The 21,537-nt window shown below is 71.4% G+C and carries 22 protein-coding genes and 1 pseudogene; 14 read left to right on the plus strand and 9 right to left on the minus strand.

Features of this window, described 5'->3' with window-relative positions; translation table 11 throughout:
* Nucleotides 1-5: 5 nt before the first annotated feature.
* A complete protein-coding gene (locus tag OG841_RS10075; protein WP_371564517.1) occupies nt 6-1,502 on the minus strand; it encodes an IucA/IucC family protein in 1,497 nt (498 codons plus the stop codon).
* Nucleotides 1,503-1,594: 92 nt separating this feature from the next.
* Here OG841_RS10075 and OG841_RS10080 point away from each other — a divergent pair, with 92 nt between their 5' ends.
* The 3 genes from OG841_RS10080 to OG841_RS10090 are packed head-to-tail and all read left to right on the plus strand — an operon-like array spanning nt 1,595 to nt 5,202.
* The gene (locus tag OG841_RS10080) at nt 1,595-3,079 is read left to right on the plus strand and encodes an IucA/IucC family protein (RefSeq protein WP_371564519.1); all 1,485 of its coding nucleotides are present in this window, start codon (nt 1,595-1,597) and stop codon (nt 3,077-3,079) included.
* Between the two features lie 45 nt (nt 3,080-3,124).
* Nucleotides 3,125-4,390 (plus strand): VWA domain-containing protein, encoded by a 1,266-nt coding sequence (locus OG841_RS10085; protein ID WP_328641734.1) that lies wholly within the window; start codon nt 3,125-3,127, stop codon nt 4,388-4,390.
* Nucleotides 4,390-5,202: a hypothetical protein gene (locus tag OG841_RS10090; protein WP_365119009.1), complete on the plus strand. Its 813-nt coding sequence runs from the start codon at nt 4,390-4,392 to the stop codon at nt 5,200-5,202. The genes OG841_RS10085 and OG841_RS10090 overlap by 1 nt, the downstream gene beginning before the upstream one ends.
* 40 nt (nt 5,203-5,242) lie before the next feature.
* Here OG841_RS10090 and OG841_RS10095 read toward each other — a convergent pair whose 3' ends face one another.
* Nucleotides 5,243-5,869: a winged helix-turn-helix transcriptional regulator gene (locus tag OG841_RS10095; RefSeq protein ID WP_365119011.1), complete on the minus strand. Its 627-nt coding sequence runs from the start codon at nt 5,867-5,869 to the stop codon at nt 5,243-5,245.
* Between the two features lie 87 nt (nt 5,870-5,956).
* Here OG841_RS10095 and OG841_RS10100 point away from each other — a divergent pair, with 87 nt between their 5' ends.
* The 6 genes from OG841_RS10100 (at nt 5,957) to OG841_RS10125 (ending at nt 11,873) form a co-directional block, all read left to right on the plus strand.
* A complete protein-coding gene (locus OG841_RS10100; protein WP_328641731.1) occupies nt 5,957-7,165 on the plus strand; it encodes a pyridoxal phosphate-dependent aminotransferase in 1,209 nt (402 codons plus the stop codon).
* Between the two features lie 102 nt (nt 7,166-7,267).
* On the plus strand, nt 7,268-9,580 hold the full coding sequence (locus OG841_RS10105; RefSeq protein WP_365119013.1) for a hypothetical protein: 2,313 nt from the start codon (nt 7,268-7,270) through the stop codon (nt 9,578-9,580).
* Nucleotides 9,581-9,589: 9 nt separating this feature from the next.
* Nucleotides 9,590-9,985: a hypothetical protein gene (locus tag OG841_RS10110; protein ID WP_328641729.1), complete on the plus strand. Its 396-nt coding sequence runs from the start codon at nt 9,590-9,592 to the stop codon at nt 9,983-9,985.
* A 110-nt stretch (nt 9,986-10,095) separates the two neighbouring features.
* Nucleotides 10,096-10,695 (plus strand): histidine phosphatase family protein, encoded by a 600-nt coding sequence (locus tag OG841_RS10115; protein WP_328641728.1) that lies wholly within the window; start codon nt 10,096-10,098, stop codon nt 10,693-10,695.
* Between the two features lie 70 nt (nt 10,696-10,765).
* Nucleotides 10,766-11,401: a hypothetical protein gene (locus OG841_RS10120; RefSeq protein ID WP_365119016.1), complete on the plus strand. Its 636-nt coding sequence runs from the start codon at nt 10,766-10,768 to the stop codon at nt 11,399-11,401.
* A 55-nt stretch (nt 11,402-11,456) separates the two neighbouring features.
* On the plus strand, nt 11,457-11,873 hold the full coding sequence (locus OG841_RS10125; protein WP_365119018.1) for an acyl-CoA thioesterase: 417 nt from the start codon (nt 11,457-11,459) through the stop codon (nt 11,871-11,873).
* Between the two features lie 147 nt (nt 11,874-12,020).
* Here OG841_RS10125 and OG841_RS10130 read toward each other — a convergent pair whose 3' ends face one another.
* Nucleotides 12,021-12,914 (minus strand): SDR family oxidoreductase, encoded by an 894-nt coding sequence (locus OG841_RS10130; RefSeq protein ID WP_371570638.1) that lies wholly within the window; start codon nt 12,912-12,914, stop codon nt 12,021-12,023.
* An 87-nt stretch (nt 12,915-13,001) separates the two neighbouring features.
* Here OG841_RS10130 and OG841_RS10135 point away from each other — a divergent pair, with 87 nt between their 5' ends.
* The 3 genes and pseudogenes from OG841_RS10135 to OG841_RS10145 form a co-directional block, all read left to right on the plus strand.
* On the plus strand, nt 13,002-13,802 hold the full coding sequence (locus OG841_RS10135) for an AraC family transcriptional regulator (protein WP_371564523.1): 801 nt from the start codon (nt 13,002-13,004) through the stop codon (nt 13,800-13,802).
* A complete protein-coding gene (locus tag OG841_RS10140) occupies nt 13,802-14,620 on the plus strand; it encodes a chitosanase (RefSeq protein WP_371564524.1) in 819 nt (272 codons plus the stop codon). The genes OG841_RS10135 and OG841_RS10140 overlap by 1 nt, the downstream gene beginning before the upstream one ends.
* Before the next feature lie 102 nt (nt 14,621-14,722).
* Nucleotides 14,723-15,237: pseudogene (locus tag OG841_RS10145) on the plus strand (hypothetical protein); the annotation flags it as partial.
* 121 nt (nt 15,238-15,358) lie between these two features.
* On the opposite strand, the gene OG841_RS10150 reads toward OG841_RS10145, so the two are convergent.
* The 6 genes from OG841_RS10150 to OG841_RS10175 all read right to left on the minus strand — a co-directional run bounded on the left by OG841_RS10150 (nt 15,359) and on the right by OG841_RS10175 (nt 19,341).
* A complete protein-coding gene (locus tag OG841_RS10150; RefSeq protein WP_371564526.1) occupies nt 15,359-16,738 on the minus strand; it encodes an 8-oxoguanine deaminase in 1,380 nt (459 codons plus the stop codon).
* Nucleotides 16,739-16,840: 102 nt separating this feature from the next.
* On the minus strand, nt 16,841-17,734 hold the full coding sequence (pucL, locus tag OG841_RS10155) for a factor-independent urate hydroxylase (protein WP_328641722.1): 894 nt from the start codon (nt 17,732-17,734) through the stop codon (nt 16,841-16,843).
* 4 nt (nt 17,735-17,738) lie between these two features.
* A complete protein-coding gene (uraH, locus tag OG841_RS10160) occupies nt 17,739-18,134 on the minus strand; it encodes a hydroxyisourate hydrolase (RefSeq protein ID WP_328641721.1) in 396 nt (131 codons plus the stop codon).
* Between the two features lie 2 nt (nt 18,135-18,136).
* Nucleotides 18,137-18,649 carry a 2-oxo-4-hydroxy-4-carboxy-5-ureidoimidazoline decarboxylase gene (uraD, locus tag OG841_RS10165; RefSeq protein WP_328641720.1) on the minus strand — a complete coding sequence of 171 codons (513 nt, stop codon included), beginning with the start codon at nt 18,647-18,649 and terminating at the stop codon, nt 18,137-18,139.
* 84 nt (nt 18,650-18,733) lie between these two features.
* Nucleotides 18,734-19,042, minus strand: a complete 309-nt coding sequence (locus OG841_RS10170) for a helix-turn-helix domain-containing protein (protein ID WP_280868191.1) — start codon at nt 19,040-19,042, stop codon at nt 18,734-18,736.
* 47 nt (nt 19,043-19,089) lie between these two features.
* Nucleotides 19,090-19,341: a hypothetical protein gene (locus OG841_RS10175; protein WP_079162710.1), complete on the minus strand. Its 252-nt coding sequence runs from the start codon at nt 19,339-19,341 to the stop codon at nt 19,090-19,092.
* Nucleotides 19,342-19,479: 138 nt separating this feature from the next.
* Between OG841_RS10175 and OG841_RS10180 the strand changes: the two genes are divergently transcribed.
* Nucleotides 19,480-20,319 carry a TIM barrel protein gene (locus OG841_RS10180; protein ID WP_328641719.1) on the plus strand — a complete coding sequence of 280 codons (840 nt, stop codon included), beginning with the start codon at nt 19,480-19,482 and terminating at the stop codon, nt 20,317-20,319.
* A gap of 28 nt (nt 20,320-20,347) precedes the next feature.
* A complete protein-coding gene (locus OG841_RS10185; RefSeq protein ID WP_328641718.1) occupies nt 20,348-21,238 on the plus strand; it encodes a 2-hydroxy-3-oxopropionate reductase in 891 nt (296 codons plus the stop codon).
* The last annotated feature ends 299 nt before the right edge of the window (nt 21,239-21,537 follow it).

The following is a 21,537-nucleotide window of genomic DNA, read 5'->3' on the forward strand; positions in this document are numbered from 1 at the left end:
AGCGCTCACCCGGCCAGCGGATTCGGCAGCGGCAGGTAGCGGGCGTCCGCGCCGTCCGCACCTGTCCAGCGCAGCAGCAGGTTCGTCTTGCCGGGGAGGGTGGGCGCGGTGAGCAGGGCGGCGGCTTCGGGGAGGTCGTGGCGGGCCAGTTCCCGGCGGGCGGCGGGCCAGGGGGCGAAGCCGGGGTGGCGTTCGGCGAGGGCCGCGGCGACCTCGCACAGGTGATTCACGACCAGGCAGTACACCAGCCGCTCCCAGCCGGCCGCGCGCGGGACGTCCGCCAGCAGCTTCACGCCCTCGGCGTCCCGGAACAGCGCCTGTACGGGCGTGCCGTGGGCGTCCACGGCGACCAGGGTGTTCTGCAGATGCGCCTCGAGTACGACGCCGTGGTCGGCGAAGGCCGCGAGGGCGGGCGGGACGACCACGCCCAGATAGGCCTCCCACCAGGCCGCCGGATCCGCGGTGCCGTCGAGCGGGCTGCCTTCGAAGCCCTCCACCAGGGCCGCGGCGAGCAGCGGGGTCGCCCCGGGCCGCACATGGTCGTGCAGGCCGTCGCGGACCAGGACGGCGAGTTCCTCGAAGGCGAAGTCCGCGGTGCGGTAGCCGCGGTCGCTCAACCAGGCGGCCGAGCCGGGGCTCGCGGCGAAGGCGCGCGCGGTCGCTTCATCCGTACGGCGGAGTTTGAGCAGGTCGTGGCGCCAGAGCCGGCGGATGTCGTTCGTGATGCGGACGTCGAGACTGAACTTGAGAAAGAGATCCTGCGAGGGCGCGTACACCGTGCGGACCGCCGCCGTCGGCCAGGTCTCGAAGCCGGTCGTGCCGAGCCGGATGAGCCTGCCGTCCTCGAAGGCCTCCGTGCAGGACACCAGGTCGAGCTGCCAGGGGTGGGCGGGCAGCAGCCGGTAGCCGGGCGGTGCCTCGCCCAGCGTGTCGAGAGCCGAGGTGTCGCCTTCCTCGACGACGCAGTCCTCGCGCAGCCCGAGCAGCACCAGTGGGAAACGGGCATGGGCCTCGGGGGCGTACGGCAGCCAGGCGGCGACCGGGCCACCGCCGCGGGCCTTGGGCGCGGGGTGGTACGGGTGCCCGGTGACGAGGCACTGCTCGGAGCGCAGATACCGGTCGCCGGGCGCCGTGACCCGGTCCCGGGCCGTGAGCAGGGCGGCCACCGCGTCCCGGCTGTCGATCATCTCGGCGGGCAGTTCGTGGTTGGACACTCCGGTGTGCCGGGTCAGTTCCTCGGCGACGAGCTTCACGAGTTCGGTGTGGCCGACGCGCCGCCAGCCGCCCGCGGCGTACACCTCGGGCTCGGCGGGCCGCCGGCCGCCCCGCACCCTGAGCAGTCTCCCGCCGGGGAGCCGGTGCACCGGGCGCTCGACGGGTTCCGGGAGCGGCTCGGCCACCTCGCGCAGCAGGCAGTTGAGCAGGGGCGCGGCCGCGTACGCGTCGGCGCGGTGCGCGACGTCGGTGCCGGCCGGCGGGGGCGGGAGGTCCACGCGATCCACTCGTTCTCTACGGTTCATCTGGGGCGATGACGATCAGTATGTCTGTCCTCACCGCCCCACCGTGACACCGGTCGTACCCGAGGAGCCCGCCCGTGCACCGTCCCTCCGCCGCCGAGGCCGACTTCGCCCAAGAGCTGGCCGTCCTGCGCCCCGACCTCGTGGCGAGGTACACGGCCGAGCTGCCCGGCGCCCGCGCGGCCGTGCTGTCCCGGCTGTGGCGTGGGCTCGCGCACGAGCCGCTACCCTGGGTCACCGGCCGCGAGGCGGGCCGGGAAGGGCTCGCCCTGCGTCTCTCGGACGGCCGCAGGCTGCACGGCCCGCACCCGGACCCGTTCGCCACCGCCGCCCACACCACCGTCGTGCGGCTCGACGAGGTCGCCCACGACGATCCGGCGCGCCTGATGACCGCGCTCGGCGTACCGCACGGTGCGGATTTCGCCGGTGAACTCGCCGACAGTGTCGCCTCGTTGGCGCTGTCCAGGGCGGGACAACCCGCCCGCCGGGAAGCCTGGCCGGTGCGCGACTGGGAGTGGGAGCAGCGGGTGGTCGACGGGCATCCCTATCACCCCAACTGCCGTTCCCGGCCCGGTTTCTCGGTGGCCGAGCAGCTGGCCTACGGGCCCGAGCACCGGCCGCTGGTACGGCTGGGGTTGGTGCCGGTTCCGGCGGACGAGTGCCTGGTGACGGGCGCGTGGCCGGCACATCTGCGGGACGGGGAGCGGCTGTTGCTGCCCGTGCATCCGTGGCAGTCGGAGCATGTGCTGAAGCGGCCCGTCGCCGAAGGCGTCGAGGCACACCCGTTGATGTCCCTGCGCACCCTCGCCCTGACCGACGGACCGCACGTCAAGACCGCGTTGAGCACACGGCTCACGTCCTCGGTGCGGGACATCTCCGTCTACTCGATCAGCATGTCGGCGACGCTCTCACGGTTCGCGGAGACGGTGGCGGAGCGCATGGACGGCCTCCTGCACTTCACCCGCACGCTGGGGGCGGTGACGGCCAACTCCCCCGACCTGGCGGCCGTGTTGCGCGAGTCCCCTCAGGTGTACGGGGAGCGGGTCCTCCCGGTGGCCGCCCTCACCACCACCGAGCTGCCCGAATCCCCCGTCTGGCTCGCGGAGTTCGCCCGGCTGTCCCTCACGGTCGGACTGCGCCTGTTGGAGTTGGGCATCGCCCTGGAGGCGCACGGCCAGAACCTCCTCGTCGTCCTGTCCGAGTCGGGCGCACCGGTGCGGCTGGTCTACCGGGACCTGGCCGACATCCGGATCAGCCCGGCCAGGCTCGCGCGGCACGGCATCCCGGTCCCCGCACTGTCCGGGCGGCTGGTCACGGACGACGTGACGACCCTGCGGCGCAAGCTGTTCGGCTCCCTGGTGGCCGGAGCCCTCGCGGGTACCGCGGGTTCGGCCACGGCGTTGCGAGGAGCGCTGGAGACGGCCGTACGACAGCTGCCGCACACCCCCGATCTGGCGGCGCTACTCGAACAGCCGCTGCCCGCGAAGGCGTTGACCTTGATGCGGCTGTCGCCGGGGACGCCGGGCGACCAGTGGACCGAGCTGCGCAACCCCCTTGTCTGAGCGGCCGTTTTGGAACCCGGCGCACCTGATCAATAGGATCCGGCGATGATCACAAGAAAACGGCGGGTGGCAGGAGTGTGCGCCCTGCTCGCCGCCCTGACGGCGGGGATCGCCTTCCCGGTCGCGGCGGTCGCCGGTGAACCCACCGGCCAGGCCACGCCCCAGGTCGATCTCGTCCTCGACGTGAGCGGCTCGATGCGGACGGCGGACATCGACGGGGGCACCCGGATGGCGGCGGCGAAGCAGGCCTTCAACGAGGTGCTGGACGCGACGCCCGAGGAGGTGCAGCTCGGCATCCGGACCCTGGGCGCCAACTACCCTGGCGACAACCAGAAGACGGGCTGCAAGGACACCGCCCAGCTCTACCCGGTCAGCACGCTGGACCGCACCGAGGCCAAGACGCAGGTGGCGACCCTGTCCCCCACCGGCTGGACGCCGATCGGCCCCGCGCTGCTGAAGGCCGCCGGCGACTTCACCGACGGCGCCTCCTCCAAGCGGATCGTGCTGATCAGCGACGGCGAGGACACCTGCGCCCCGCTCGACCCGTGCGAAGTGGCCCGCGAGATCGGCGCCAAGGGCATCGGGCTGACCATCGACACCCTCGGCCTGGTCCCGAACACGAAGATGCGGAAGCAGCTGAGCTGCATCGCGGAGGCGACCGGAGGTACCTACACCTCGGTCGAGCACGCCGACGAACTCACCGACAAGGTCAACCAGTTGGTGGACCGCGCGGCCGACCCGGTGGTGACGCCGGTGGCCACCGAGGGGGCCGGCTCCTGCGCCACGGCGCCCACGCTGAAGTCGGGTCTGTACACCGACCGTGAGGAGTTCACCCAGCAGCGCTGGTACCGGGTGGACGTCGACCCGGGCCAGGAGTTGCGGGCCTCGGTGAGCGTGGGAGCCGACCGGGCCGTGAACCCCTCGTACGGGGTTCTGCTGCGGGCGGTCACCGTGCACGGGCGCGAGATCGTGCGCGGCGAGGCGGGCGGTAACGGCCGTACGGATGTGATCGCCACGGGACTTCGCTACCCCAAGGCGGACACCGATGACGAGGACGCGGCCGCGGAGACCGTCTGTCTCCAGATCACCAACTCCTTCTCGGCGGCCTCCGGGGTGAAGACCACCCCGGGTCTGCCGCTGGAGCTGACCGTCGATGTCGTGGACGGGCCGTCGAAGGCGAGTGACGTGGCCTCCTTCGGCCTCGGGCGCGGCTGGTGGTTGCTCGGCGCACTGATCCTCGCCGGCTTCGTCGCCGGTCTGCTGTGGGGCTGGCTGTCACGCTGGCGGGTCGCGGTCTGGAGGACCAACTGATGCGGATCACACGCGCGTTGAGCGCTTCCCTGCTGATGCTCGGGCTGGCCGTCGCGCCGGCCGCGGCGGACTCCTCGCCGACACCGACGGATTCGGCCTCGGCGGACAGCGACGCGCCCACCCGGGCGGGCACGTCCTTCCGCACGGCCACGGAGATCGAGCAGGGCCAGACGGCCACGGCGAGCGGCTCCGCGGGTGACTACCTGTACTGGTCGTTCCCCGCGGACGCCGGCCAGCGGCCCACCGTGAAGGCGACGGTCAAGCTGCCCGAGACCCACGCCGCGCAGACCTGGCAGATCGACGTGTACGACGGTCTGCGGCGCCGCCAGTCCTGCCAGTACGGCGCGCAGACACGCACCGCGGCTGCGGACGCCTCCTCGGCGGAGCTGGCCTGCACGCTGCGCACGGTCCGCGCCTGGTCGGAGACGTGGGCGAACGACCCGCTGCCGGGCACGTATTACGTGCGCCTGACCGCCGTCGGTCTCACCACGGCCGACCTGGGTCTCCCCGTCGGCACCGAAGTCCGGGCCGACTCCAAGGACATCGGCGGCTCGGCCGCGGTGGACGGTTCGCTGGCGGAGCCGCTGGTGCCGGGCATCGCGGTGAAGTCCGAGGCGAAGGACGGCGGTTCGGAGGACTCCTCCGCCGTGCTGTCCGCCATCGAGCCCGAGGACGGCTGGTCCTCCGGCTGGTGGTCCGACCGGTGGGTGTGGACCGCGATCGGCGGCGCGCTCGCCGCGCTGGCCGGGGTCGGCGGGTACACGCTGACGCGCGGGTCGGGACGGCCGTCCCGGGTGCCGCCCGGCGCCTGACGGCTCGTCGAGAAGGCCCGCTTCGGCGGGCCTTCTGCGTTCACGCCGCCCGCAGCGCCTTGGCGATCGTGCCGTCCCCGGTCACCTCGACCCGGCCGTCCCGCACCGCGTCCGCCAGGCTCAACTCCCCCCGGCCGACAGCACCCCAGACCTCCGAGTCCAGGACCAGCCGGGCGTCGGGTTCCCGGGGGGCCGGCCCCTCGCCGTACGCGGGACCGTCCTGCGCGCCGACGTACACATGGAAGTCCCCCTCCTCCAGCCGCACTTCGACGAGCCCCTCCCCCTCCAGCGAGCGCAGCAGGGGGAGCGCGAACCAGTGCGCGCGTACGGCGTCGGTGGGCCGTCGTACGCCGAGCTCGGGCCCGCCCCAGGTGCCGAGCGCCTGGAGCACCGGCAGCAACTCGCGTCCACGAGCGGTGAGTTCATAGACGAAGGCCGCGCCGGGCGGGGGGAGCCGACGCCGGGTGGTCAGTCCGTCGCGTTCCATGTCCTTCAGCCGTGAGGCGAGTACGTCCGTGCTCACGCCCGGCAGGTCGGCGTGCAGGTCCGTGTAGCGGCGCGGCCCCGCCAGCAGTTCCCGGACGATCAGCAGCGTCCATCGGTCGCCCACCACGTCGAGGGCGCGGGCCGCGGAACAGTACTGGTCGTAGCTTCGGCGAGGTGACATGCGACGCAGTCTAGACAAGTTGTTGGACTTTCCAAGCTCCTACTTGGTAAAACCAAGCATCATCCGAAACCGGAGAGGCAGCAGCGCATGGAGTTCCGGCAGTCGAGCAAGCTCAGCGAGGTCTGTTACGAGATCCGCGGCCCGGTGATCGAGCACGCCGACGCACTGGAGGAGGCGGGCCACAGCGTGCTGCGCCTCAACACCGGCAACCCCGCGCTGTTCGGCTTCGAGGCGCCGGAGGAGATCCTCCAGGACATGATCCGGATGCTCCCGCAGGCGCACGGCTACACCGACTCCCGGGGTGTCCTCTCCGCCCGCCGCGCGGTAGCCCAGCGCTATCAGACCCTGGGCCTGGAGGTCGACGTCGACGACGTCTTCCTCGGCAACGGCATCTCCGAACTGATCTCGATGGCCGTACAGGCGCTGGTCGAGGACGGCGACGAAATCCTCATCCCCGCCCCCGACTTCCCCCTCTGGACGGCGGTCACGACCCTCGCGGGCGGCAAGGCGGTGCACTACCTCTGCGACGAACAGGCCGACTGGTACCCGGACCTGGACGACATGGCGTCGAAGATCACGGACCGCACCAAGGCCGTGGTCATCATCAACCCGAACAACCCGACCGGCGCGGTCTACCCGAAGGAGATCATCGAGGGCATCCTCGACCTCGCCCGCCGGCACGGCCTGATGGTCTTCGCCGACGAGATCTACGACCAGATCCTCTACGACGACGCCGTGCACCACTCCGTCGCCGCCCTCGCCCCCGATCTGGTCGTCCTGACCTTCTGCGGCCTGTCGAAGACGTACCGAGTGGCCGGCTTCCGCTCGGGCTGGCTGGTGATCACCGGCCCCAAGCAGCACGCCAAGAACTACGTCGAGGGCCTGACCATGCTGGCCTCCATGCGACTGTGCGCCAACGCGCCCGCGCAGTACGCCATCCAGGCCGCGCTCGGCGGCCGCCAGTCCATCCACGACCTGACCGCGCCCGGCGGACGCCTGTACGAACAGCGCACCGTGGCCTGGGAGAAGCTCAACGAGATCCCCGGCGTCTCGTGTGTGAAGCCCAAGGGCTCGCTCTACGCCTTCCCACGGCTCGACCCCAAGGTCCACAAGATCCACGACGACGAGAAGTTCGTCCTGGACCTGCTGCTGCAGGAGAAGATCCAGGTCGTCCAGGGCACCGGCTTCAACTGGCCGACCCCGGACCACTTCCGCATCCTGACGCTGCCCCACGCACAGGACCTGGAGGCGGCGATCGGGCGGATCGGGCGATTCCTGAGCGGGTACCGGCAGTAGCTGGTGGTGCGGACGGGGTTCACGGGCGGGGAGAGCGGGGATGCCATGGAGTGCGGCCCCTGATCCCGGGGCCGGGGGGATCGGGGGATGGGGGAACCCCAGATGTACTTGTCTCGTCGGCGTGCGCCGGGCACACACTCGTCGTTACGCGGCCGTCTCGCGCTGCTGGTCCTGCTCGTGGTGCTCGCGGGCGGCCCATGGGTGCAGCGGCCGCTCTCGGACTACTACACCAAGAAGTTCTACATAGAGCTGTCCGACAACAAGATCCTGCGCTGGCTCGTGGAGGCCGCGTTCCTGCCCCGCTGGGAGGTCTCCTCCGAACGGTACGGCGGCACGTCCTCGCTGGTCGTGAACGACCTCGCCGTCCTGGTCCTGCTCGCGGGACTCGTCTTCTTCGCCAGGCGGCTGTCGGCCCGCGGAACGTCGGGCCGGCTCCGCTGCCTCGCCGCGGGCGTGCTGGCGTCGGCGCTGGCCAACCTGGCGTGGTGGGGCATGCACGAGGCCTTCGTGGACAACGTGGTGCTCACGCCGGCCGACACACTGGTGAAGGACCTGCTGCGCAGCGCTCTCCTCTTCGGCCTCGCGGTCGGCGCGCTGCTCGCCCTCCTGACCGCCGGTCTCCCGGGAAAGGTCAGTACGGGCTCCGTCGGCGCCGTGACGGCGCCGCTCCGCCGCTGGAGAGAGGGAGGACTCGGCATGACGACCGAGCCGGTCCACATGCCGGTCGGGAGCGCTCCGGGTGACGTCACCCGGTATCTGTGCGCCGCGGCCTACGTGGACGAAGGATTCGCCGACCGCGTGGTGGAGGACGTCCTGGCCGACGAGGCGGGCGCGGTGGCCACCTCTCCCGACGTCGACCTGGTGACAGTCGTACGGCACTGTCTGACGGCACAGCAGATGCGGCACCGCAGGGATCAGCGCCTGACGGGCGCGTTCGCCCTCGTGGCCGTCTTCGCGCCCCTGTGGCTGCTGTTCGTCACGTTGTTCCTGTCGACCACCCGGCAGGCGGGTGGCCGGCCGAGCCTGGCCACCCGCGGCCGACACCAGCCCGCGGGCAGGGTGTTGGTGGGCACGGCTGTCGCGGCGGGCATCGCGGTGCTCCTCGCCTTCGGCCTCGGCGTCGCCATCTCGTCGCTGCCCACCCCCGCGTTCGTGAGCTGGCTGCTGGGCTCCTATCTGGCCGGGGTGCCGGCCGCCCTGGTGTCCGTCACGGCGGTGGCCCTCGCGTACGTGACGGTCGTACACCATGATCTCGCCGTCGACCGGCTGCTGCGCACGACCATGACCCGCGAGGCGTTCTCCCGGCAGCCCCGCCCGACCGTGCCGCCGCGGAAGTGGATGGCCGAGCGGCTGGCGGCCATCCGGGAGGCGCAGGACGGGAACGTCACGGTCTACAGCGGGTTCACGCCCTTCCTCGGCTATTCACCGGCCGACTCGCAGTGGTCGCTCGCCGTGCCACTGCTGCCCGCCGCCGACCGCGTCGGCAGGGTCTCGCGTCCCGGCGGGCCTCAGCCGTTCACCGTCACCGAACTCGTCGACCACGTACGCGCGCGGCTGTCGGCGACCGCCACGCGCGGCGTGACGGACGCGGCGGCGGACGGCGAGGCGGCCCTCGGCTCCCTCCTCGTGCAGGACCGGGTCTTCGCGAGCGGCACGGCCGTCGGTGACGACGAACGGTTCATCAGGTCCACGAGTCTCGCCCCGGCCGCCCGGCTGTCGGCCGACCAGGTCGAGCGGATCGTGGAGCGTCCGACCGGCGCGGTCCGGCACTGTCTTGCGATCCACGTGCCGCTGTGGGGCGGGGACGTGGTGCCGACCGTGTTCCTGCACTTCTCGAACGAGGGCAGAACACTCCACCTGCACTGCAGCAACCATGTGCTCGGCCCGGTGAGAGCCGACTACCACGTCGTGGACCGGCTGCGTGGGCCCCTCTCCCCCGCCGCGCGGCGGGGGCTGCTGCTGGACGCCGTCCCCCACACCGGCGGTGCCTTCTTCGCCGCTCCGTTCCGGGCGCTGCGGCAGGCCCGCTTCGAGGAACGGCACAGCAGACGCATGGGGGACGAGCTGAAGGCCCTGGAGCAGGACCCGGTCTACGACTTCGGCGCCCGGCTGAGCGTCCGGGAGCTGGCCGTGAGCCCGAACTTCCAGAACTACTTCCAGGTCGTGGACGCCGCACGGATCACGTCGCTGGTGGAGCGCCACACCCTCGCCGCGATCCGCGAGTTCCTCGACACGCACGGGTACGACATCGCCGACTTCCGCGCCCAGCAGCAGACCATCCTCAACCAGGGCCTCATCCAGCAGGGCGGCATGAGCATCATCGGCAACCAGGCGATCGGCAGCGGCGCGACCGCCACCCAGAACGTCCCGCAGCAGCCCGGCGCCGCCGCCCCCGTCGCCGGTTCCGGAAAGTAGGAGGTCCTCATGACGGGCAGCGACGACCGGCGACAGGACCCTCCGGTCAACAACGGCCTCATGATCAGCGGGGGCACCCACTACGTCGGCAACCAGGCCGTGGGGCACGGCGCCCAGGCGTTCTCCGGCTCGGTCTCCTTCCAGCCGCAGGACGCCGAGCGTACGGCCGAACTGCTCGCGTACATCGAGCGGCTGCTCGAGGAGCACCGGGCGGCGCTCGCCGATCCCGACGCGACCGGCAGGGAGCTGCGCCGCCTGCGCGAGGAACTGGACGAGGCCGAACCGCAGCCGACGGTCCTGCGGCGGGCCCTCGACCGCCTCAACGAGTTCGTGCAGCCGGTGACGCCGCTCGTCGTCGCGGTGGGGCAGCTCGCGCAGTCGGTGCAGGGTCTGCCGGGGCTCTGAGAGGTCCCAAGCGGCTGAGGGTTCCGGCGAGCGGCCGTCCGGCCCAGTCCGCCCTGCGAGCCCTCGGAGCGGTGTGGCACGGTGCTGGGAGTCGAGCGGGAAGGGCGCGCATGGGTGATCTCTTTCTGGTCCGGCACGGTGAGACCGAGTGGTCGCGGTCCGGGCGGCACACCGGCTGGTCGGACGTACCGCTGACCGGGCGCGGCCGGGAGGAGGCGCGCCGGCTGGTGCCGCTGATCCGCTCGCACCGCATCGGCGCCGCCTTCGTCAGCCCCCTGCAGCGGGCCCGGGAGACCGCGGAGCTCATCGGCCTGCACGACCTGCGGATCGACGTCGATCTGCGCGAGTGGGACTACGGCGGCTACGAGGGCGTCACCACCGTCGAGATCCAGCGGGAGCGCCCGGACTGGTTCCTGTTCACGGACGGGGTGGCACCCGGCCCGCCCGAGCACCCCGGGGAGAGCCCGGAGCAGGTCGGCGAACGGGCCGACCGCGTGCTGGCCAAGGTGGACGCGGCGCACGCGAACACCGAGGGGTGCGTGGTGCTGGTGGCGCACGGCCATTTCCTCCGGGTCCTCACCGCCCGCCGGCTCGGGCTGCCGCCGTCGGCCGGTGCGCTGTTCCAGCTGGCGACGGGGACGGTGTGCCGGCTGGGGACGGAGCACGGGCGGCCGGTGATCGCGGGGTGGAATGTCAGACCCGGGTCGTAGTCTTCGAATGGGCTGATCGCGTGAGCGTCTCGGCCCGTCGACCAGGCCGCTTTCCGGGGAGGTGCCCGTCATGGCCCGACAGCCCACCGCCGCGCAGCGGCGTGTCATCGACGCCGCCGATCCCGTCACCGGTCGGCTGAGGGGCACCGACTCCCAGTTGGACGCGCTGGTCAAGCGCGGCCTGGCCTTCCGGCATCCGCGGCCGCCGCACGACCATTTCCTGACCCCGACCGGGCACCGCGTACGGGAGTCGGTTCCGGCGGAGCCCGAGCAGTCCGCCGAGCGGGCCGCCGATTCGGCCACCGGTGTGTTCGCCGCGCGGATCGGCGGCGCGCAGGAAACCGCGGACACCGGTCCGGCCCGCGCGCGTGAGGTGCACAGCGCCTGGCAGGGATTGCTGGAGCTGCGCCGCATGACCAACCCCGACGGGGCCACGGACCGGCCCTGCGGCTGGGAGCGCGCGCATCTGGTGCAGTCGGCCGCGCTGGCGCTGGAGGCGGCCGGGCACCCGCCGGAAGCCGCGGACTCCTCCGGCTACCGGGTGCGCGCGACCCCGCAGCCCGAGGCCGTGGCCGTGCACGCGCCGGACGGCGAGGCGCTGCGGGCCTGCGCGATCACCCTGGAGGGGGCCGGCTGGCAGGTCGGCGAGTACACGGAACCACGGACCAGGGCCCGGTATCTGCTGGCCTCGCCACGCCGGGTGTAGGGGGCACATGTCAGGATCGGATCCAGCAACTGCCGTGACATGAGAGGGGATTGACGTGAGCGAGCCGTTTTCCGTGCCGGTGACCGTCCGCGGGTACGAGACGGACGTACAGGGCCACCTCAACCAGAGCGTGTACCTCAACTACGCGGAGCACGCCCGCTGGTCACTGCTCAGGGCCGCCGGGATCACCCAGGCCGCACTCATCGGGAGCGGGGTGGGTCCGGTGGCGCTGGAGACCACCATCCGCTACCTGCGCGAGCTGCTGGCCGGTGACAAGGTGGAGGTGACCTGCGCCTTCGAGTGGGGCGAGGGCAAGACCTTCCGCATACGGCAGACCGTCCGCAAGCAGGACGGCACCGTGGCGGCCGAGATCACCGCGGTCGGCGGGCTGATGGACCTCAAGGAGCGGCGCCTGGTCGCGAACGCGAGCGAGGTCCTCAAGGGGCTGGCCACGGACCCGGGCCTGTTGTAGCTCAGGCCGGCTCCGGGTCCGGGTGGGGACGGTGGTCGCTGTCGGGGCGTTGGGGTGGGCTGCGGCTGTGCTCAGGCGCGAGGGCGGGTGTGCGCCGCCTTCGAATGTGCCGCGCTGTGTCGTCCCGCGACGCGTATGCGTCGTGGCTCAGCCCCCGCCGGCCCGCGGGCGAAGTACCCCGCCGAACAGCCCTTTGTGGTCTTCCGCCCACTCCCGATACGTCCGCGCCGGACGCCCCAGCACCTCCTCGACATCCCTGGTGACCACCGCGTTTCCGCCCTCGGCCACGAAGCGGACGCTCCGCAGCATCCCCTCCGCGGACTCCTCGCTCCAGCCCGAGGCGACCAGCAGTTCACGCGTCTGAGGCGGAGTCAGGTCACGGAGCTCCACAGGGCCGCCGAGCACCCCTGCCAGCGCGGCCGCCTGGTCCTGGGGGCTGAGCGTCTCGGGGCCGGTCAGGGTGTACGTCCGCCCCGCGTGCCCCGGACCGCCCAGCGCCGCGACCGCGATCTCGGCGACATCCCGCGGGTCCACGACCCCCTGCCGGCCCGAGCCCAGCATGTTCGGCACCGGCTCACCCGAGCGGAGCGCCTCCGCCCAGCTCAACGTGTTCGACGCGAAGGCGGACGGGCGCAGGATCACCCATTCCAGCCCACTTTCCCGGACCGCCTCCTCACCGCGTCCGTGCGCGATGCCACCCAGGCCCGTCCGGGAATCGCCCGCCATGATCGCCGAAAGCTTCACAACCCGCCGGACGCCCGCCGTCCGGGCCGCCTCGACCATCCCTCGGTCGCTGTCCCCGTCCTCCGGGCCGAAGACGCCCACGAGGAAGGCGCGGTCGACGCCCGCCATGGCCGCCGCCACCGAACCGACGTCACGGTGATGGCCCCGCGCCGCCTCCACGCCGGGCGGCCATTCGGCCGCGGCCCTCTCCGGGTCCCGCGTGAGCGCGCGCACCTTCTCTCCGCGCGCCACGAGCCGTCGTACTACCTCACTGCCGATGGTTCCGGTGGCACCTGTCACAAGGATCATGACCACCACCGTGCGCCCCGCGGGGCGCCGGACGATAGGAAATTCCGGCACGTTTCGCAGGCCCGAACCCCCCGGCCCCGCGCTTACGGTGGATACGTGAGCGACTCCGTTTCCGGGCGGGCCCTGCGCACCCCCGACGAGCTGCGTCCGTGGATCACAGAGATCAAGGCCCTGGCCGTCGAGGGGGTGGATCCGCGGAAGCCGTTCGTCCAGCTGCCCGACCCCACGACCAAGGTGATCGTCCGCAGTGAGGGGCGGGGACGGCCCACCTTCCTGGTCTCCGGGCCCCGTGTCCGGGCCGGGTACCACGCGGGCAAGCGACAGGTGTCCTGCACGGAGGTGCGGCTGGCGCCGGGAGCCGTCCGGCCACTGCTCGGCGTCCCGGCCGTCGACCTCGTCGGGCGGATCGTCCCGCTGGGCGCGCTGCCGGGCCGGGCCGCGCGGCAACTGGCGTACGAACTCAGGTGGCTGGAGTCCGAAGAGGTCGTCGCCCGGCTCGCGGACGTCCTCCCTGGACTGCTGCCCACCGCGGCCGGCGGGACACGGACCGAGCTGCTGCGGGCCGCGGTCTCCGCGCTGTCCGTCCGCTCGGGGCACATACCCGGCCATGTCAGTGAAGTGGCTCGTGAACTCGCCGTCAGTGAGCGTCAGTTGCGCAACCTGTTCAGCGAGGGGGTCGGCCTCTCGCCGAAGCACTACGCCCGCATCGACCGCGTCCGCGCCGTGCTCGCCCATGCCACCGAGCTGGCCTCGGCCGAACTGGCCGCCGTCACCGGCTACTACGACCAGTCCCACATGACGTCCGACTTCCGCACCCTGATGGGCGTCCCGCCACGCTCCTACTTCACGGGACGGCTTCCCGCTCCCCGCTCCTGCCAGGTGATCGACAGACAGTGATGCGATTTCCCAGTGCCCTGCCCCGAACCGCCGCCCGCCGCACGCTGCTCGCCGTCCTCGGAGCCGGGGCGTTGAGCACCCAGCTGCCGTCCGAGGAGGCCGCGGACCCGACCGGGCTGGACGACCCGGACAAGAAGGACCTCGCGATGCGGCTGGTGTCCAGCGCGGAGAACTCGTCTCTGGACTGGCAGGCGCAGTACCCGTACATCGAGGACCTCGGGGACGGGCGCGGCTACACCGCCGGCATCATCGGTTTCTGCTCCGGTACGAGCGACATGCTGGCCCTGGTCGAGCTCTACACGCAGCGGGTCTCCGACAACCCCCTGGCCCCCTATCTGCCCGCCCTGCGCGCGGTGGACGGCACCGACTCGCACGACGGGCTGGACCCGGGCTTTCCTTCGGCCTGGCGGAAGGCGGCGCAGACCTCCGCGTTCCGCCGGGCGCAGCGGGACGAGCGGGACCGCGGCTACTTCGACCCGGCGGTCGCGTGTGCCAAGAAGGACGGCCTCGGCACGCTCGGCCAGTTCGTCTACTACGACGCGATGGTCATGCACGGCCCCGGCACCGATGCCCTGAGCTTCGGCGGCATCCGTCGGCGGGCCCGCGAGGACGCGGACACCCCGACGGACGGCGGCGGTGAGATCGCCTATCTGCACGCCTTCCTGAACGCCCGGGTGTGGGCGATGAAGCAGGAGGCGGCGCACAGTGACGTGAGCCGGGTCGAGACGGCCCAGCGGGTCTTCCTGGAGCAGGGCAATCTCGACCTGGACACACCGCTCAAGTGGAAGGTGTACGGGGACAGTTACGAGATCGGCTGAGCGGGGACGGCCTCCATGGGGTGGGTGGTGGCGGGGCTGGATGCAGTTGTTCCGCGTGTGTCAGGGACCTTTGCGCAGGCTGCTCGTTGACTGCCGTGACGGGAAGACCTCGACTTCACCGACGGCACCAGCCGCGAGCAGCGCTTCCGCTGCCTCATCTCACGCTTCCCGACCGCCATACTCACAGCGCGCCTCGTCTCGATGGCCGCCGAACAGGACATCGCGATCGTTGCGGTCGATCCGGCGTACACCTCCCGCTGGGGTGCCCAGCACTGGCAGAAGCCCCTGCCCACCCCACTACGCGAGATTCCCGGCACGATGCGGCGAGCATCGCGGTCGGGCGACGCGCCCTCGGACACCCGATCCGGCGACGGACGGCACCGCCCCACCCCGACCAGAGTGATCGTGGTGGGCATCGGACCGTCCAGGCCCGACCGGAGGCCCGGCGGCGTGAGGAACCCCGCCCCCACCTTCCCGGACCGCGCACCGGATGCGCGCCGCCTGGTAGTGGAGCGAAGGCGGGCGACCCTGCGACTCGCCTCCGGGCGGTTACACGTCGGCACTGGCGTGGGTTTCTTGGAGGTGGTGCGAGTGGTCGTGCGGGACCGGGACGGTGACCGTTCCGGGGCGCGTGCGTCCAACACGCGCCCCGGGCACGGCCGCCATGGAACCCGGAACGCGGGGTCCATGGCTGCCGGCCGGGAGCCGTCCCTCCCGACCGGAGTACTGGTGAGGTGATCAGCCCTGCGCGGCGATCCGCGCCAGACGCCGGGCCTGTTCCCGCGTGGAGCGCGCGATGGCGTCCTCGTCGACGTGCAGCAGACGGCTGTTCTCGACGATCTGACGGCCATTCACGAAGGAGGCCGTGACGGGTGCCGCCGCGCCGAAGACCAGCGCGGTCACCGGGTCGGCGATCGAGGCGTGCGCGAGGGTGTCGAGCTTCCACAGCACCAGGTCGGCGAGCTTGCCCGCCTCCAGGGAGCCGGTCTCGGCCGCGCGGCCCAGGACCTGGGCGCCGCCGTAGGTGCCCAGGCGCAGCGCCTGCCGGGCGTTCAGAGCCGCTTCCCGGTGCGTACCCAGGCGGTTGATGAGCAGGGCGTTGCGCAGCTCGGTGTGGAGTTCGCCGGACTCGTTGGAGGCCGTGCCGTCGACGCCGAGGCCGACCGGGACACCGGCCGCGAGCATGTCCGGGACCCGCGCGATACCCGCCGCCAGACGGGCGTTGGACGACGGGCAGTGGGCCACACCCGTCTTCGTCCGGGCGAAGGCGGCGATGTCGGAGTCGTTCATGTGGACGCAGTGCGCCATCCACACGTCCTCGCCGAGCCAGCCGGTGGACTCGAAGTAGTCGGTCGGGCCCATGCCGAACAGCTCCTTGCAGAACTGCTCCTCCTCGACGGTCTCCGAGCCGTGGGTGTGCAGCCGTACGCCGAGGCGTCGGGCCAACTCGGCGCCTTCACGCAGGAGTTCGGTGGAGACGGAGAAGGGCGAGCAGGGGGCGACGGCGACCTGGGTCATCGCGCCGAAGGAGGAGTCGTGGTGCTCCTTGACGGTCGCCTCGGTCGCGGCGAGGGCGCCGTCCAGGGTCTCGACGGCGAAGTCCGGGGGCAGGCCGCCGTCCTTCTCGCTGCGGTCCATGGAGCCGCGGGCGAGACTGAAGCGGACGCCCGTCTCGCGGGCGGCGCGGATGATCGCGCCGGACAGGTCGCCGGAACCTGCGGGGAAGACGTAGTGGTGGTCCATGGCGGTGGTGACGCCACCGCGGGCCATCATCGCGAGCGAGCCCTGCGCCGCCGCGTAGACCATCTGCTCGTCGATGCGTGCCCAGGTCGGGTACAGCGCGACGAGCCAATTGAAGAGGTTGTGGTCGGTGGCCAGGCCCCGGGTGATCCACTGGTAGTAGTGGTGATGGGTGTTGACCAGGCCGGGGGTCACCAGGTGGCCGGTGGCGTCGATCCGGCGGTCGACGTTCTCCAGGCCCTCGGGCGCCCTGCCCGCGCCGAGCGACTCGATGCGGTTGCCGGCGATGACGACGTATCCGCTCGGGTACTCGGTGTCGTGCGCGTCCACGGTCGCGATCGAACAGTTCTCGATGACGATGCGCCGGTCTGCTGCCATGGTTCGTCCTTTGCGCAGAGGTGGAGAGGGCACGGCAGGACCCCGGGAGTTTGAGTGCCGCGGCCCGCCCTGGCGGGCCGCGGGTGCCGCAGAGGGAGTTGCTCAGAGGTTGGTGAGATCCACCGGAATCCTCGGCTCGCAGCCGTCCCGGAGGATGGTCGCCTCGATCAGCCCGTAGGGCCGGTCGGCGGCGAAGTAGACCTCATTGTCGTTCTTCAGCCCGAACGGCTCCAGGTCCACGAGGAAATGGTGCTTGTTCGGCAGCGAGAAGCGGACCTCGTCGATCTCGGCCCGGTGGTCGATGATCCGCGAACCCATCTGGTACAGGGTCTGCTGGAGCGAGAGCGAGTACGTCTCGGCGAAGGCCTCGAGCATGTGCTTTTTGACCTGCTCGTAGGACGTCTCCCAGTCGGGCGTCTCCTGCTCGTCGTCCGACCAGTTGAAGCGCCAGCGGCCGGCCACCTCGGTCGCCAGGATGCGGTCGTACGCCTCGGGCAGGGTCGTGTACTTGTCCTTGACGTAGCCCCAGAACTCGGAGTTGGTCGAGTTCATGACGGTCAGGTCCTTGAGCCCGGAGACGACCTCCCAGGAGGAGCCGTCGTAGGTGATCTGGGTCAGGCGGGTCTCCTGGCCCTGGCGGACGAAGGAGTGCGCGTCCTCGCCGGCCGTCGCGATCCGCTCCCAGGAGTACTCCTCGATGCGGATCCGCGCGGTCCTGATCGGTTCCTGCGAGGTGACGAAGTGCCGGGCGAGGTGGATGCCGAACTGCTCGGCGGATGCGATGCCGTGCTCCTTGGCGAACGCGTACACCGTGTTCTTGGTGGTGTCGGTCGGCAGCACGTGGGCGTTGGAGCCGGAGTAGTGGACCGCGTCCATGTCGCCGCTCAGCGACACCGAGACGTTGAGGTCCTTGATGTGGTGGGTGGCGCCGTCCCGCGTGATCTTCACGACTCGGTTCTCGGCCTTGCCGTACTGGTTCTGTCCCAGGATGGGCATGTAGCTAGCTCCCTCGGTAAACGGAGTAGCCGAACGGGTTGAGCAGCAGCGGTACGTGGTAGTGCTCGCCCGGGTTCACGGCGAAGGTGATCGCCACCTCGGGGAAGAACACTCCGGTCGCACCGCTGTCCCGATTCGCGGGGGCGTCCTGCTGCGCATCGGCTTGCTTCAAGAAGTACGGTTCGACCTCGAAGTCGAGCCGTACGTGGGTGGTCCCCTCCGGCAGCGCCGGCAGGTCCTTGCACCGGCCGTCCGCGTCGGTCGCGGAGCCGCCGAGCGCCTGCCAGTCCGCCTCGCGCCCGGGGCGGGCGGCGAGCTGGACGGCGACTCCCCCGGCGGGGCGGCCGGCGCTGGTGTCCAGGATGTGCGTGGACACGGAGGCGGTGGTGCTCGTACTCATGGTCAGGCGTCCTCTTCGACGATGCGGGCGAGCCGGATACGGTTGATCTTGCCCAGCTCGGTGCGGACGATCTCGCGTTCCTGCTCCGGCGCGTTGCCGATCCGCTCCCTGACCGCGTCGCGCATCTGCTCGCCGGTGCGGCCGGTCGCGCAGATCAGGAAGACATGACCGAACCTCTCCTGGTACGCCAGGTTCAGTTCGAGCATCTCCGCCTTGAGCTCCTCGGAGGCGCCCGCCATGCCGCGCTGCTCGCGGGCCGAGGCGGGGTCGCCCGGCTTGGGACGGCCGATCGGCGGGTGACCGGCCATGGCCTCGGCGAGGTCGTCGGGGGTCAGCTCGGCCATGGCGGCGTCGCTGGTGGCGTAGAGGTCCTCCGCGGTCGCGTAGGGGCGGGCGGCGAGCAGACGCCGAGCCCACGCCGTGGAGGCGCACGCCTCGAGGAGCACCGCGTGGGCCGCGTGCTCCTCCAGGACGTTGAACCGGGCCAGGCCGGGGGACGTGGAAGTCGAAGTCACGGGATTCAGCTAACGCCTTCACGCGACAACACGTCAACACTTTGTTGAAAATTCGGGGTTACGAAACCCGCCCGGATTCTTTTCCTACGCTTTGTCCCGGTTCAGATAGTTGTAGACCGTGAAGCGGCTCACCCCGAGCGCGCTCGCCACGGTCTCCACGCCGTGCCGTACGGAGAAGGCGCCACGCGCCTCCAGTATCCGCACGACCTCCTGCTTGGCCTTGCGGTCCAGGTCCGCGAGCGGCTTGCCCCGCTTGCGCTCCATGGCGGCCAGGATGTGGTCGAGGGAGTCCGCGAGCTGCGGCAGCCGTACGGCGACCACGTCGGCGCCCTGCCAGGAGAGCACGACGTCGTCGGGGCCGGCCTCGTCCGGCGGGAGCATCTCGCCGCCCATGGCGTCGACCAGCGGCTTGACCGCCGTGATGAACGGTTCGTCGGCGCTCACGCGTCAGCCTCCCCGAGCACGTTCACCTGGAGGGAGATCCGGGTCGCGCCGGAGGCCAGGGTCCTGCGCAGCAGGGCGTCCACGGCGGTGAGCACCTCGTCGGCGCCGCCTTCCGCCGTGTTGCCGAACGGGCCGACATCCACCGCGTCCAGTTCGGCCGCCTCGATGACCTCGCGCGCCACGAGCGCGTGCGCCGGGGCCTCGTCGAGGTCGAACGGCTCGGTCGTGAACTCCACTCGCAATCGCACGCGCACAACCTAACGCGCGGTGCCGTTTTCCGCCGAGCCCTCTTGACAACGCCTTCAACCCGACGGCAATCTTCCAATAAGCAGAAACTAACTTCCACATTATGGAAACACTCGACACGGAAGGGAGCGCCGACCCCCATGCCCGGTTTTGAATCGAGCACAGCCGCAGAACAGCGCTTCAACGTCAACCTGTCGATCCTCTTCACGGAACTCCCCCTCCTGGAGCGCCCCGCCGCAGCCGCCGCGGCCGGCTTCACCGCGGTCGAGCTGTGGTGGCCCTGGATCGACACCCCCACGCCCGAGCGGACCGAACTCGACGCGCTGAAGACGGCGATCGAGGATGCGGGCGTCCAGCTCACGGGCCTGAACTTCTACGCCGGCCGGCTGCCGGGCCCCGACCGCGGTGCCCTGTCCGTCCCCGGCGAGGAGTCGGAGCGGTTCCGCGCCAACATCGACGTGGCCGCCGACTTCGCCGGATCGCTCGGCGCCACGGCGCTCAACGCCCTGTACGGCAACCGCGTCGACGGCGTGGACCCGGCCGAGCAGGACGCGCTCGCGCTGGAGAACCTGGTCCTCGCGGCCCGCGCGGCCGACCGGATCGGCGCGATCCTCCTGATCGAGGCCCTCAACAAGCCGGAGTCACCGCTGTACCCCCTGGTGAGCGCGCCCGCTGCGGTGGGGATCGTCGACAAGGTCAACGACGCAACCGGCCTCGGCAACGCGAAGTTCCTCATGGACCTGTACCACCTGTCCATGAACGGCGAGGACCTGCCGGCGGTGATCGAGGAGTTCACCCCGAAGACCGGCCATGTGCAGATCGCCGACAACCCGGGCCGCGGCGCGCCCGGTACCGGCTCACTTCCCCTCGAAGACCTCCTCGACCGGCTGAGGAAGGCGGGCTACGACGGCTGGGTCGGCCTCGAGTACAAGCCGGGCGACCGCCCGAGCGCCGAGGCCTTCGACTGGCTGCCCCGCTGACCCCCTTCCCGGAAAGGCACCCCCGATCATGAGCAACCTCCCCAAGATCGCCTGGATAGGTCTCGGCATCATGGGCTCCCCCATGTCCGAGAACCTGGTCAAGGCGGGTTACGACGTCACCGGCTTCACCCTCGAACAGGACAAGCTGGACCGGCTGGCCGCCGCCGGTGGCACCGCGGCGCGTTCGATCGCCGAGGCCGTGCGGGACGCCGACGTGATCATCACGATGGTGCCCGCCTCCCCGCAGGTCGAGGCCATCGCGTACGGCCCCGAGGGCATCCTGGACAACGCCCGCTCCGGCGCCCTGCTGATCGACATGTCCTCGATCACCCCGCAGACCTCGGTCGACCTGGCGAAGGCGGCGAAGGAGAAGGGCATCCGCGTCCTGGACGCGCCCGTGTCCGGCGGCGAGGCCGGTGCGATCGAGGCGGTGCTGTCCATCATGGTCGGCGGTGAGCAGACCGACTTCGACGAGGCCGAGCCGGTCTTCGAGGCGCTCGGCAAGACCATCGTGCTGTGCGGTCCGCACGGCTCGGGCCAGACCGTGAAGGCCGCCAACCAGCTGATCGTCGCCGTCAACATCCAGGCGTGCGCCGAGGCCGTGGTCTTCCTGGAGAAGTCGGGCGTGGACCTCAAGGCCGCCCTGGACGTCCTGGGCGGCGGTCTCGCCGGCTCGACCGTGCTGACCCGCAAGAAGGACAACTTCCTTCAGCGCGACTTCAAGCCGGGCTTCCGTATCGACCTGCACCACAAGGACATGGGCATCGTCACCGACGCCGCCCGCAACGTCGGCGCGGCTCTGCCCGTCGGCGCCGTGGTCGCCCAGCTGGTCGCCAGTCTGCGTGCGCAGGGCGACGGGGGCCTGGACCACTCGGCGCTGCTGCGGGCCGTGGAGCGCCTGTCCGGCGCCCAGGTCTGATCCCGACTTCCGGTCCGCGGCGGCGCTGACATCTGTCCTGTCGCGCCCAGGCGCCGCCGCGGACCGGAAACCCATGACCTCGCGCTGCGCGAGGACCGAGACACCCTGACCGCACCCGACGCGCCCGGCGACCCGGATGAGGGGTGGTCGCCCGGTACCGGGTGCGGACAGGGGGAGGACCGCGGCGGCGTGCGAGCCAGTGCGGTGGTGAAGGTCCCGGGCCCTCCTTCTTCGACCTGAGGGAAGGAGCGCGCCCCGGTTCCGTCGCGGCCGCCGCGGTCCCGGCGAAACCCGCAGGA

Origin of the sequence: Streptomyces canus (assembly GCF_041435015.1) — a bacterium.
In the GTDB taxonomy this organism is placed as follows: domain Bacteria; phylum Actinomycetota; class Actinomycetes; order Streptomycetales; family Streptomycetaceae; genus Streptomyces; species Streptomyces canus_G.

Bases quoted from the DNA above. Each gene is read 5' to 3' on its own strand.
- OG841_RS10120 (WP_365119016.1), top strand. From the start codon at position 10,766: ATGGCCCGACAGCCCACCGCCGCGCAGCGGCGTGTCATCGACGCCGCC.
- OG841_RS10170 (WP_280868191.1), bottom strand. From the start codon at position 19,042: ATGGGCGGCGAGATGCTCCCGCCGGACGAGGCCGGCCCCGACGACGTC.
- OG841_RS10090 (WP_365119009.1), top strand. From the start codon at position 4,390: ATGCGGATCACACGCGCGTTGAGCGCTTCCCTGCTGATGCTCGGGCTG.
- OG841_RS10115 (WP_328641728.1), top strand. From the start codon at position 10,096: ATGGGTGATCTCTTTCTGGTCCGGCACGGTGAGACCGAGTGGTCGCGG.
- OG841_RS10140 (WP_371564524.1), top strand. From the start codon at position 13,802: ATGCGATTTCCCAGTGCCCTGCCCCGAACCGCCGCCCGCCGCACGCTG.
- uraH (WP_328641721.1), bottom strand. From the start codon at position 18,134: ATGAGTACGAGCACCACCGCCTCCGTGTCCACGCACATCCTGGACACC.
- OG841_RS10110 (WP_328641729.1), top strand. From the start codon at position 9,590: ATGACGGGCAGCGACGACCGGCGACAGGACCCTCCGGTCAACAACGGC.
- OG841_RS10185 (WP_328641718.1), top strand. From the start codon at position 20,348: ATGAGCAACCTCCCCAAGATCGCCTGGATAGGTCTCGGCATCATGGGC.
- OG841_RS10100 (WP_328641731.1), top strand. From the start codon at position 5,957: ATGGAGTTCCGGCAGTCGAGCAAGCTCAGCGAGGTCTGTTACGAGATC.
- OG841_RS10150 (WP_371564526.1), bottom strand. From the start codon at position 16,738: ATGGCAGCAGACCGGCGCATCGTCATCGAGAACTGTTCGATCGCGACC.
- pucL (WP_328641722.1), bottom strand. From the start codon at position 17,734: ATGCCCATCCTGGGACAGAACCAGTACGGCAAGGCCGAGAACCGAGTC.
- OG841_RS10180 (WP_328641719.1), top strand. From the start codon at position 19,480: ATGCCCGGTTTTGAATCGAGCACAGCCGCAGAACAGCGCTTCAACGTC.
- OG841_RS10095 (WP_365119011.1), bottom strand. From the start codon at position 5,869: ATGTCACCTCGCCGAAGCTACGACCAGTACTGTTCCGCGGCCCGCGCC.
- OG841_RS10085 (WP_328641734.1), top strand. From the start codon at position 3,125: ATGATCACAAGAAAACGGCGGGTGGCAGGAGTGTGCGCCCTGCTCGCC.
- OG841_RS10105 (WP_365119013.1), top strand. From the start codon at position 7,268: ATGTACTTGTCTCGTCGGCGTGCGCCGGGCACACACTCGTCGTTACGC.